Origin of the sequence: Shewanella metallivivens, from assembly GCF_028750675.1 — a bacterium.
Lineage (GTDB): Bacteria > Pseudomonadota > Gammaproteobacteria > Enterobacterales > Shewanellaceae > Shewanella > Shewanella metallivivens.
This window is the reverse complement of sequence record NZ_JAQQPZ010000013.1, coordinates 795,845-808,090: the sequence shown is the minus strand read 5'-3', so window position 1 is coordinate 808,090 and position 12,246 is coordinate 795,845. Positions and strand designations below refer to the sequence as shown.

Genomic DNA, 12,246 nt, shown 5'->3' with positions numbered 1-12,246 from the left:
TCCTTTGAGATATAAATTTAGTTAGCATACGGCGCAAGTATCACCTTAACACCGTGTGCTGAAATGGTTTCTACGGCTTGTGAGCTAATGTTGTCGTCGGTAACCAATACATTTACGACATCCCAAGACAGTTCAAGGTTTGGGATCCTTCGACCTATTTTTGTCGACTCTAATAACACCACAACCTCGCGCGACATTTCGGCCATCACTTTACTCAGGCCAGTTAGCTCATTAAATGTGGTGGTTCCACGGTCCAAATCTAGGCCGTCAGCACCAATAAATAATTGGTCGAAGTTATATGAACGCAATACTTGTTCTGCCACTTGGCCTTGAAAAGACTCTGAATGTGGATCCCATGTACCACCGGTCATCAATAATGTGGGTTCATTTTCAAGTTCGTGTATGGCATTGGCTAATTGCAACGAATTAGTCATCACCACGAGGCCACGCTTATTGTTAAGCTGTTGCACAATGCCTGATGTGGTGCTGCCACTGTCAATAATGATTCGGTTATGATCACGAATAAGCTCCGCCGCTTTTGCAGCAATAGCCTGCTTATTTAGTGACAATGTTTCGTTGGCTAGTTGTGTCATTTCCTGCGGTAGTTGTATTGCACCACCATAGCGTCGTAATAGTAAGCCATGGGTTTCAAGCATGGCTAAATCTTTGCGGATCGTGACTTCTGATGTAGCGAACAAACTAGCCAATTCATCAACACTGACTTCACCTTGTTCATTAACCAATTTAATGATCGAATGGCGGCGTTGTTGGGTATTACGCTTGGTCATTTTATTAAAAAGCCTTTCGAAATGTTTCGTTTCGAAAGTTATTTTAGCAACAAATGAAACTTTATCTAGTTTTTAATCGCAAAAGTTGAWATATATGTACAAAAAAACCTCTGTGATAAACAGAGGTTTTAAAGGTTAATGCTCATCTAAGTAGACAAACTTACTTTTTAATTGGACGTTGCCAGTCTGAAATATGGCGCTGTTTGACTCGAGTGATAACGAGTTCATTAGCTGCGACATCTTTAGTGATAGTAGATCCAGCACCTAAGGTTGCATTTTTGCCAATAGTTACTGGCGCAACTAATTGCGTGTCACTGCCAACAAACACACCGTCTTCAATGGTGGTAATAAACTTGTTAGCACCGTCGTAGTTACAGGTAATGGTTCCAGCGCCAATATTGACCCCTGACCCAATAACAGCATCGCCGAGATAAGCTAAATGGCCGGCTTTAGAGCCCACACCTAATACTGATTTTTTGATTTCAACAAAATTACCAATATGAGCGTCTTGTTTTAATTCAGCCCCTGGACGTAAACGGGCAAAAGGTCCTGCACTTGCTGCTTGGCCAAGCTTTGCGCCTTCTACAATAGTGTATGGCTTAATTTCTGCGTTATCGGCTACTTCGCAGTTAATCAGAATAGCACCTGCGCCAATCGTAACATTATTTCCTAATACCACTTTACCTTGGAATATAACATTAACGTCAATCATCACATCCATACCCACGCTCACTTCACCGCGAATATCAATACGAGCAGGATCACGTAAATTAGCACCTTCTAACATGAGTTTTTCAGCGGCGCGCGCTTGGTATGCTCGCTCTAACTGGGCTAATTGTACACGGTTATTGGCGCCTTCAACTTCAACGGTTGACTGGGGTTGTGATGTCGTTATCGCGACACCATCAGCATGTGCCATGGCAATAATGTCGGTTAAATAGTATTCGCCTTGAGCATTGTTGTTTGATAACCGATTTAACCATGCTTTTAATTGCTTACCGGGAACCGCCATAATACCGGTGTTAACCTCGGTAATTTTTAACTGCTCCGCATTAGCATCTTTTTGCTCTACAATCCCCACTACTTTACCAAACTCTCTTACGATACGGCCGTAACCGGTTGGGTTAGCAAGATTAACCGTTAAAATGGCAAGGCCATCTTTTTCACGTGCGGCGAGCAAGTTTTCGAGTGTAGATTGTTGAATAAGCGGTACATCACCGTAAAGGATCAATACGATATCGTCGTCGTTAATGTTAGGATTGGCCTGTGCTACAGCATGGCCAGTGCCTAGCTGATCAGCTTGCAATACCCAATTTAATGTTTGTTCACCTAATGCCGCCTGTAGTTTTTCAGCGCCATAACCATACACTAATTGAATAGCGTCTGAACCTAATGAGCTTGCAGTATCAATAACATGTTGAACCATGCTTTTATGGGCGATGGGATGCAATACTTTAGGCAAATCTGAGCGCATGCGAGTTCCTTTACCTGCGGCTAAGATCACTACATTTAACGACATGGTTGATTCCTTTAAAGTACACTTTATTCAAATTGGCGCTATTTTAGCTTAATCACGTTACAAATGAAAAAAATCGCGATTGTTATACCAATCCGCATTAGAATTTGCTCTTTTAGCGAAAGTTATCAGTGAGGTAGTCGAGGCAGTCTTTTGAGGGCATAGTGCACTACGTTAAGAAAGGCTAACAAAGAATACCACGCTGATAAATTCGCCCTTCGGGGCTGTGTCACAAACCCCATTACGGCTTCAAATGACTTTGATGTAAATGACTATACCTGCAGTCATTTTCATTGTACTGGGGCCTAGTGACGCAGCCTAAAATAGATCACATTCTAATAAGGATTGGTATTAGTTAATGATAAATAAAAAAGGCGACTCATAATGAGTCGCCTTTTATTGCGTCAAATAATCAGATTATCTGGTGATATTTTTCTTGATGGTTTCAACTACTTTCAATTGAGCCAAAGACTTGGCCAATTCAATAGCAGCAGCTTCGTAATTGAAGTCAGCGCCAGCATTAGCAATAGCATGCTCTGCACGTTCCTTCGCTTCTAAAGCGGCTTTTTCATCAATATCATCGGCACGTAATGCTACATCAGCAAGTACTGAGATTGCAGTAGGTTGTACTTCCAGTAAACCACCAGAAAGGTACAACACTTCTTCGCTACCATCTTGCTTGATAAAGCGCGCCATACCAGGCTTGATTTTTGTTAGTAGAGCAACATGGTTAGGCATAATACCTAACTCACCTTCAGCGCCGTTCACTTCAAAAAAGCTCACTTCACCGTGGTAGATGCTGTCTTCTGCACTAACAATATCAAGTTGGACTGTTTTGGCTGCCATCAAGTTCTCCTTAAAGAACTAAGCTTTACGGCCTAGTTATTTCTTTTTGTTCGCTTTTTCGATAGCTTCATCGATTGAGCCAACCATGTAGAACGCTTGCTCTGGAATGTGATCGAATTCACCGTCCAAGATACCCTTAAAGCCACGGATAGTGTCTTTTAGAGAAACGTACTTACCTGGAGAACCAGTAAACACTTCTGCTACGAAGAAAGGCTGAGATAAGAAACGCTCAATCTTACGTGCTCTGAATACCATGGTTTTGTCATCATCTGACAATTCATCCATACCCAAAATAGCAATAATGTCTTTCAGCTCTTTATAACGCTGTAATACAGTTTGTACACCGTTTGCAACATCATAATGCTCTTGACCAACAACCTGTGGATCTAACTGACGTGAAGTCGAATCCAACGGGTCAACGGCTGGGTAAATACCCAATGAAGCAATTTGACGAGACAATACAACAGTCGCATCTAAGTGAGCGAAGGTTGTTGCTGGTGACGGATCGGTTAAATCGTCCGCAGGTACATATACTGCTTGTACAGAGGTAATCGAACCAGTCTTAGTTGAAGTGATACGTTCTTGAAGAACACCCATCTCTTCAGCTAGTGTTGGCTGATAACCTACCGCAGAAGGCATACGACCTAATAGTGCAGATACTTCAGTACCAGCAAGGGTATAACGGTAAATGTTGTCAACGAACAACAATACGTCACGACCTTCGTCACGGAATTTTTCAGCGATACTCAGGCCAGTTAACGCTACGCGTAAACGGTTTCCTGGAGGCTCGTTCATCTGACCATAAACCATGGCTACTTTGTCTAATACGCCTGAATCTTCCATCTCGTAGTAGAAGTCGTTACCCTCACGAGTACGCTCACCAACACCAGCGAAAACAGAAAGACCTGAGTGAGCTTTAGCGATGTTGTTAATCAGTTCCATCATGTTAACTGTTTTACCAACACCAGCACCACCAAACAGACCTACTTTACCACCTTTAGCGAATGGACAAACAAGGTCGATAACCTTGATACCCGTCTCTAAAAGCTCAGTCGCATTTGATTGATCTTCATATGAAGGAGCTGCACGGTGAATTTCATAACGCTCTTCTTCACCAATTGGACCCGCTTCATCAATCGGCTCACCTAATACGTTCATGATACGGCCAAGGGTCTTAACCCCTACCGGAACAGAAATCGGTGAACCTGAGTTTGCTACCTCTAGACCACGACGCAGACCATCAGAAGAACCCATAGCGATGGTACGTACTACACCACCACCTAGCTGCTGCTGAACTTCCAGCACCAAACCATTACAGGCGCCTTCACCTGTGATCTTCAGAGCGTCATATACCCGAGGTACAGAATCTTGTGGAAACTCGACGTCCACAACCGCGCCAATTACTTGGACAACAGTACCTGTGCTCATGATTAATCCTCTAAACTTGAATTCGTTACCTAACCTAAACCGCTGCAGCGCCCGAAACAATTTCCGACAGTTCTTGCGTAATCGCAGCCTGACGGGCTTTGTTATAGACTAATTGCAGATCATCGATCATTTCGCCAGCGTTGTCTGTTGCCGCCTTCATCGCTACCATACGGGCAGCCTGTTCAGAGGCAAGGTTTTCAACAACACCTTGATACACTTGTGACTCTACATAACGAGTTAACAGTATATCCAAAATTTCTTTTGGATCTGGCTCGTAAATATAATCCCAAGGGTAACTCGCTACTTCTTCATCTGACTTAGGTAAAGGTAGCAGCTGTTCGATCACAGGAGTCTGGGCCATTGTATTAACAAATTTATTAAACACAATGTACAGACGATCCAGTTTACCTTCGTTGTAAGCTTTTAACATGACACGAACGGTGCCAATCAAGTCAGCAAGTTTTGGCGAATCGCCTAAACCTGATGCATGGGCAGTTACATTACCACCAAAGCTTTTGAAAAATTGAACTGAACGAGCACCTACTGGACAAAAGTCCACTTCAGCACCTTGTTCTTTCCATTTCTTCACGTCTGACACAACCTTTTTGAACAGGTTGACGTTCAAACCACCACAAAGGCCACGGTCGGTTGCTACAACAATGTAACCAACCCGCTTGGCATCTCTCACCTCTAAATAGGGGTGTTTATACTCGAGAGTACCTTGCGCTACGTGACCGATCACCTTACGCATATTTTCTGCATATGGACGGCTTGCTGCCATGCGTTCTTGCGCTTTGCGCATTTTGCTGGCTGCAACCATTTCCATAGCTGAAGTGATCTTCTGAGTGTTTTTAACACTCGCGATCTTGGTTTTAATCTCTTTAGCGCCGGCCATCTCTACTCTCCAATCTGGGACCTGAGGTGCCTAATGACACCTCTTGTTCATTATTACCAGGTTTGGGTTTCAATGAACTTGTCCATGCCTGCCTTCAACTCACCTTCGATATCAGCGTTATAATCGCCAGTAGCGTTGATGGTTTTGATTAGGTCAGCATGTTGACTGTTCATGTATGAAAGCAGAGCGGCTTCGAAGCGACCGATTTCATTTAAAGCAACACCTTTAAGGTAGCCTTTTTCAGCTGCGAAAATAGACACAGCTTGGGCCGCAACGCTCATAGGAGCATATTGCTTTTGCTTCATTAATTCGGTTACACGCTCACCATGCTCAAGTTGAGCACGTGTTGCATCATCTAAATCAGATGCAAACTGTGAGAACGCTGCAAGCTCTCGATACTGTGCAAGTGCAGTACGAATACCGCCAGACAGTTTCTTGATGATCTTAGTCTGCGCTGCACCACCAACACGAGAAACAGAAATACCTGGGTTAACCGCTGGACGTAAGCCCGAGTTAAACAAGTCAGTCTCAAGGAAGATCTGACCATCTGTAATAGAAATTACGTTGGTCGGTACGAACGCTGATACGTCACCAGCTTGGGTTTCAATAATAGGTAACGCGGTTAACGAACCGGTTTGACCTGTTACTGCACCGTTTGTGAACTTTTCTACATAGTTCACGTTTACGCGTGATGCACGCTCTAATAAACGCGAGTGTAGATAGAATACGTCACCTGGGTATGCTTCACGTCCTGGTGGACGCTTCAATAGCAATGAAATTTGACGGTAAGCAACTGCTTGCTTAGACAAATCATCATATACGATTAAAGAATCTTCACCGCGGTCACGGAAGTATTCACCCATTGAACAACCAGAATATGGTGCTAAGAATTGCAGTGCTGCAGCTTCAGAAGCTGATGCAACAACAACGATAGTGTTAGCTAGTGCGCCATGTTCTTCAAGTTTACGTACTACGTTAGCGATGGTAGAAGCTTTCTGACCAACAGCAACGTAGACACACTTAATACCTGAATCTTTCTGGTTGATAATTGCATCGATAGCCATCGCTGTTTTACCAGTCTGACGGTCACCAATGATCAATTCACGTTGACCACGACCGATTGGGATCATGGCATCAACGGCTTTATAACCAGTTTGGATTGGTTGATCTACTGATTTACGCTCAATAACACCAGGGGCAATCACTTCAACAGGTGAGAAACCATCGTTATCGATAGGTCCTTTACCGTCGATTGGCTCACCAAGGGTGTTAACAACACGACCAAGTAGTCCACGACCCACAGGTACTTCAAGAATACGACCAGTGGTTCTTACTTTTGCACCTTCTGCTAAATTAGCATAAGGGCCCATTACTACGGCGCCTACAGAATCACGTTCTAAGTTCAACGCGATTGCAAAACGGCCACCAGGCAGTTCGATCATTTCACCTTGCATTACATCGGCAAGGCCGTTAATGCGAATGATGCCGTCACTTACTGCAACGATAGTACCTTCGTTGCGAGCTTCACTAACGACGTCGAACTGCTCGATCCGCTGCTTAATCAGATCGCTGATTTCAGTGGAATTCAGTTGCATGCTCAAACTCCCAATTACGACTGCAGCTTATCAGACAAGCGCGATAACTTACCGCTTACCGAGCCATCAATGACTAGGTCGCCTGATTTAATAATCACACCGCCAATAAGCGATGCGTCGATGCTGCAATTCAGCTTAACTTTGCGTGCGAGACGTTTCTCTAGAGAAACACTAATTTGCTGCTGTTGCTCAGAGCTTAGCTCAGTAGCAGAAACCACACTGGCTTCAACTTCTTTTGCCCACTCATTACGGTATTCAGCAAAAAGTAGCGATACTGTTGGCAGTATCCCTAAACGACCGTTTTCAGCCATTACCTTTATCAGGTTCTGACCTTGCTCGTTGACTTGTTCACCGCAAACGTTAATAAACAGTGAGGCAAGCTGAGTACTCGCTAGAGTACCGTTAAGCAGTGGTTTCATTGATTCATTTTCACTTACCAATGAGGCGAAAGCTAACATTTCTGTCCAGCTATCTACTGCTTTGTGTTCAACAGCAAAATCAAAAGCTGCCTTTGCGTAAGGGCGAGCGATGGTGGTTAATTCAGCCATAACTCAACTCCTTATCAAATTTCAGCAACAAGTTTATTAACAATGTCACTGTGGGCGGCTGGGTCAATCGAACGTTCAAGAATCTTCTCTGCGCCGATAACGGCTAGAGTAGCAACTTGCTTACGCAAGTCATCTTTCACGCGATTACGTTCGTTTTCAATTTCTGCATTACCTTGAGCGATAATTTTAGCTCGCTCAACTTGTGCTTCAGCTTTAGCTTCTTCAACGATTTGAGCTTTACGCTTGTTAGCTTGCTCAATGATCTCGTTGGCAGTTACTTTTGCTTCTTTTAGTTGCTCAGTAGCTTTAATTTGCGCTAACTCTAGATCTTTTGCTGCACGGCCGGCATCTGCCAGACCATCAGCAATTTTCTTCTGGCGTTCTTCGATGGCATTCATCAACGGAGGCCATACAAACTTCATGCAAAACCACACGAAGAGAATAAAGGCAACCGTCTGACCGAATAGGGTAGCGTTGAAATTCACAACAGCCTCCTAGTTAGATTAAAGACAGAAGCGTTAATTAAAGCATTGCACCCAATGGGTTAGTAAATAGCATAAATAGCGCAATACCTACACCAATCATAGTTACGGCATCAAGTAGACCCGCTACGATGAACATTTTAACTTGTAACATAGGCGCCATTTCTGGCTGACGAGCTGCACCTTCCAAAAACTTTCCACCTAAAAGGCCGAAACCGATAGCTGTTCCTAATGCACCCATACCAATAAGTAGAGCAACAGCAATAGCCGTCATTCCTAATACAGTTTCCATATCTATCTCCAATATTCTAAATCGTTGTTATTAATGATTTAGGTCAAAAAAATTTTCGGTTACCCTTAGTGATCTTCATGCGCCATGCTTAAATAAACAATGGTCAACATCATGAAAATAAATGCTTGTAAAGTAATAACTAAAATATGGAAAATTAACCAACCTAGTTGTAATCCTACACCTAGAGCAGATAACGCCACGTTAGAACCATACATCAATGCAATAAGGATAAAAATCAACTCACCAGCATACAAGTTACCAAATAGTCGTAGAGCCAATGAAATAGGCTTTGCCACTAAGGTTACTGTTTCTAATAATAAGTTGACGGGTATCATTGCCCAATGGTTAAAAGGCTGAAATGTTAGTTCTTTAACAAAACCTGAAACACCTTTGACTTTAATGCTGTAGTAAATAATCAGCACAAACACACCAATAGCTAAGCTAAAAGTGATGTTTACGTCAGTAGTCGGAACTACTTTGAGGTATGGCACGCCTGCTAAACTTGCTGCCCATGGCAACCAATCTACAGGGATCATATCCATGAAGTTCATCATGAAAATCCACACAAAAATAGTCAGAGCTAAAGGCGCAATAACAGGATTGCGGCCGTGAAAGGTTTCTTTCACACTGCTATCAACAAACTCAACAATCATCTCGACAAAACATTGAAATTTGCCAGGAACGCCTGTTGTCGCTTTTTTGCCAGCACTGTAAAACAGCCATAAGAACAACACACCAAGCCCAACCGAAAAGAGCAACGAATCAATGTGCCATGTCCAAAACCCTTCACCAACACTTAAGTTGGTAAGGTGATGTTGGATATAGCCCTGCGGTGTTAACGCTTCACCAGTTGCAGCCATGATTCATCCCACTTAACTTTGCTTGAAATATAAAGGTGCTATCCAGTGCACAACTAACGCTAACGAATAACAAGTAAAAAGCGGCATAAATCCGACTTCCATGTTGATAAACACCAACGTAAACAATGCAATGGTCAACAGCATCTTTACCGCTTCCCCCCAGTAAAAGCTTTTAATCACTTTTGCTGCTGAGCTTGCCCCACTATGTGAGAAAGCTAGGGTTGCGAATACAAAATTAGGAAGTACAGCGATAATCGCGCCTGCTAATGCAGACTGACCATACTGCGCTCCCCACATTACGAAAAATAGTATTGAAATAATACTCGCAACAATCGCTTGTACCAGCACTAATTTATAGGCTGCTAACCTACCACGACGCGCTAAAACATTACCCAACTTCATATCTCCGCATTAATGCCTTTCGCGGTCCTAATGTTAAATTTAATAGATTAAACTAGCCTTAAGATACAAAAAGCCTGCAAAGTATACCTTTTCGCGCTTTGTTTGCAACTTTGATGATAGGAAAACAACGATTTAATGAGTGAATTAGCGCTAAATATACAAAAGTAAAAATTAGCGCTATGTCACAAAATTACTACATAAAATGGTTTAGTCGGCTTTTTAGCGGATTTTACTTAAAATACCGTCTAATTCAGCGAGATTTTGGTAGTTTATTACAATTTTTCCTTTGCCTTTAGTACCATGGTTGATGGCAACTTTGGCACCGAGCCTTTCAATTAACTCTTGTTCTAAACGGCTAACATCATGATCTTTAGCTGGTGTTTCGGCAACTTTAGCCGGATTTAGGGCTTTATTAACTAATCGTTCAGTTTCTCGAACAGTCATTTCCTTTGAGGCAACTAATCGAGCCAAATTAGTTTGTTCATCGCCTTCAATAGCCAATAAAGCACGGGCGTGCCCCATGTCAATGTCACCATATTCTAACAAACGTTTAACAGGCTCATTGAGGCTATTTAAACGTAATAGGTTTGACACACTAACACGAGATTTACCTACCGCATCGGCGACTTGTTGATGTGTTAACTCAAACTCTTCTAACAAACGTTGTAATGCTATTGCCTCTTCCATTGCATTGAGATCTTCGCGCTGAATATTTTCAATTAATGCAATAGCGACAGCGGCTTCATCTGCCACCTGCTTAACAATACAAGGAACTTTATCAAGTTTAGCAAGTTGCGCAGCTCGCCAACGACGCTCACCGGCGATGATTTCATAATTATCATCAACAACCCTACGTACAACAATAGGTTGAATAACTCCTTGCGAGCGAATTGATTCAGCCAGTTCTTCTAGTGCTTCAGGCGACATATCTTTACGCGGTTGGTATTTACCCGGCTGGAGTTTGTCGAGATCAAGATGAATAAGATCGCCTGCAGTGGCTAATGGTAGAGTTTCTTCAGATTGCTCAGTTTTACGAGTCGCCGCATTACTATGGCTTAATAAGGCATCCAGGCCTTTACCTAAACCGCGTTTTTTTAACGTCATTTTTATATATCCTACGCTTGTTTGGGTTGTGTCTGCTGCTCTGCACGACGAATAATTTCACCTGCTAGGGCTAAATAAGCTTTAGCACCTGCACTTGATTTATCGTAATACATGGCAGGCGCACCAAAACTAGGTGCTTCCGCTAAACGAATATTTCTTGGAATGACAGTGCGATAAACCTTATCTCCAAAATGTTGCTTTAGTTGATCAGATACATCATTTGATAGGCGATTGCGTGGGTCGTACATAGTACGCAATATACCTTCAATGGTTAATGTTGGATTGACCATTGCACCTAACTTAGTAATGGTATCGATTAACGCTGTTAGCCCTTCTAATGCATAGTATTCACACTGCATTGGTACTAAAACAGAATCTGCAGCAGACATGGCATTAACAGTTAACATATTTAATGAGGGTGGGCAGTCGATAAAGATATAGTCGTAGTCATCTCTTATAGGCGCAAGTGCGTTACGTAAGCGGATCTCGCGAGCAAAAAACTCCATCAGCTTAATTTCTGCAGCAGTCACATCGCCATTACCGGCGATCAGATCAAATTTACCCACGGTATTTTTAATCACAATATCTGCAAAAGGCTTTTCTTCTACGAGTAATTCGTAGGCGGTACTGTCAACATCATATTTGTCGACCCCACTGCCCATGGTGGCATTGCCTTGAGGATCTAAGTCGATCAACAACACTTTACGCTTTGTGGCGGCAAGTGATGCGGCTAAGTTTACGCAAGTAGTTGTTTTTCCTACGCCACCTTTTTGGTTGGCTACGGCAATAATTTTACCCACTATGTCATCCTGTCTTTAAATTATTGATGTCCGGTTCGATTAATTAGCGAAAGAAATGCACTTTATTGCTTAGTAATTTTTAATAAATGTCGCTGTTCATCTAGCTTTGGTACATGCAATACAATGGTATCAACCAGCGAAAATCCTGGCGGCATTTGCTGTAATTCTTGTTCACTTAATTGGCCTTTTAAGGCGTAATAAATACCGTTTTCTTTTGGTAAATGATGGCACCAGCTCAGCATGTCTTGTATCGAAGCAAACGCTCGGCTTAATACGCCATCAAATTTATCTTCAGGTTGATAAGCCTCAACCCGGCTTTCTACAGAGGTTATATTATTAATTTTTAGCTCAAACTGAACCTGTTTCTGAAAACGGATCCGTTTGCCTAAGCTGTCTAATAATACAAATTCTTTGTCTGGGTTCATAATGGCTAACGGGATCCCCGGTAAACCAGGTCCTGTACCCACATCGATAAAGCGTTGTCCATCAAGATAAGGAGAAACTGCCAAACTGTCCATAATATGACGAATTAACATTTGCTCAGGATCGCGAACCGAGGTGAGGTTATAGGCTTTATTCCATTTAGCGAGCATTTCAACAAAACCGATTAGTTGCTTTTGTTGTAATTCAGTGGCCGATATTTTCATTTCAGCTAAATAGGTTTGAAGTTGCGCAGATAACACAGAAAGC

14 protein-coding genes are annotated in these 12,246 nt (G+C 42.6%); all 14 read right to left on the bottom strand.

Annotation, left to right across the window (positions count from 1 at the left end):
• Positions 1-17: 17 nt before the first annotated feature.
• Complete coding sequence (locus PQR79_RS16290; RefSeq protein WP_238107381.1) at positions 18-788, bottom strand: DeoR/GlpR family DNA-binding transcription regulator; 771 nt, start codon at positions 786-788, stop codon at positions 18-20.
• Positions 789-948: 160 nt separating this feature from the next.
• A complete protein-coding gene (glmU, locus tag PQR79_RS16285; RefSeq protein ID WP_238107382.1) occupies positions 949-2,307 on the bottom strand; it encodes a bifunctional UDP-N-acetylglucosamine diphosphorylase/glucosamine-1-phosphate N-acetyltransferase GlmU in 1,359 nt (452 codons plus the stop codon).
• 414 nt (positions 2,308-2,721) lie between these two features.
• Positions 2,722-3,150, bottom strand: coding sequence for a F0F1 ATP synthase subunit epsilon (locus PQR79_RS16280; RefSeq protein ID WP_238107383.1), 429 nt, complete (start codon positions 3,148-3,150; stop codon positions 2,722-2,724).
• A 36-nt stretch (positions 3,151-3,186) separates the two neighbouring features.
• On the bottom strand, positions 3,187-4,578 hold the full coding sequence (gene atpD, locus PQR79_RS16275) for a F0F1 ATP synthase subunit beta (protein ID WP_238107384.1): 1,392 nt from the start codon (positions 4,576-4,578) through the stop codon (positions 3,187-3,189).
• Between the two features lie 34 nt (positions 4,579-4,612).
• Positions 4,613-5,473 carry a F0F1 ATP synthase subunit gamma gene (atpG, locus tag PQR79_RS16270; protein WP_238107385.1) on the bottom strand — a complete coding sequence of 287 codons (861 nt, stop codon included), beginning with the start codon at positions 5,471-5,473 and terminating at the stop codon, positions 4,613-4,615.
• Between the two features lie 53 nt (positions 5,474-5,526).
• On the bottom strand, positions 5,527-7,068 hold the full coding sequence (gene atpA, locus PQR79_RS16265) for a F0F1 ATP synthase subunit alpha (protein WP_188920667.1): 1,542 nt from the start codon (positions 7,066-7,068) through the stop codon (positions 5,527-5,529).
• A 14-nt stretch (positions 7,069-7,082) separates the two neighbouring features.
• Positions 7,083-7,616 (bottom strand): F0F1 ATP synthase subunit delta, encoded by a 534-nt coding sequence (gene atpH, locus PQR79_RS16260; protein ID WP_238107386.1) that lies wholly within the window; start codon positions 7,614-7,616, stop codon positions 7,083-7,085.
• Between the two features lie 14 nt (positions 7,617-7,630).
• Entirely contained in the window at positions 7,631-8,101 is a 471-nt protein-coding gene (atpF, locus tag PQR79_RS16255; protein WP_238107387.1) for a F0F1 ATP synthase subunit B, read from the bottom strand.
• A 37-nt stretch (positions 8,102-8,138) separates the two neighbouring features.
• Entirely contained in the window at positions 8,139-8,390 is a 252-nt protein-coding gene (gene atpE / locus PQR79_RS16250; protein WP_011639455.1) for a F0F1 ATP synthase subunit C, read from the bottom strand.
• A gap of 65 nt (positions 8,391-8,455) precedes the next feature.
• A complete protein-coding gene (gene atpB, locus PQR79_RS16245; protein WP_188739954.1) occupies positions 8,456-9,250 on the bottom strand; it encodes a F0F1 ATP synthase subunit A in 795 nt (264 codons plus the stop codon).
• Between the two features lie 12 nt (positions 9,251-9,262).
• Positions 9,263-9,646, bottom strand: coding sequence for an ATP synthase subunit I (locus PQR79_RS16240; RefSeq protein ID WP_315903094.1), 384 nt, complete (start codon positions 9,644-9,646; stop codon positions 9,263-9,265).
• Between the two features lie 225 nt (positions 9,647-9,871).
• Positions 9,872-10,756 carry a ParB/RepB/Spo0J family partition protein gene (locus PQR79_RS16235; RefSeq protein ID WP_238107389.1) on the bottom strand — a complete coding sequence of 295 codons (885 nt, stop codon included), beginning with the start codon at positions 10,754-10,756 and terminating at the stop codon, positions 9,872-9,874.
• A gap of 11 nt (positions 10,757-10,767) precedes the next feature.
• Complete coding sequence (locus PQR79_RS16230) at positions 10,768-11,556, bottom strand: ParA family protein (protein WP_238107390.1); 789 nt, start codon at positions 11,554-11,556, stop codon at positions 10,768-10,770.
• Positions 11,557-11,618: 62 nt separating this feature from the next.
• Entirely contained in the window at positions 11,619-12,239 is a 621-nt protein-coding gene (rsmG, locus tag PQR79_RS16225; protein ID WP_238107391.1) for a 16S rRNA (guanine(527)-N(7))-methyltransferase RsmG, read from the bottom strand.
• Between the last annotated feature and the right edge of the window lie 7 nt (positions 12,240-12,246).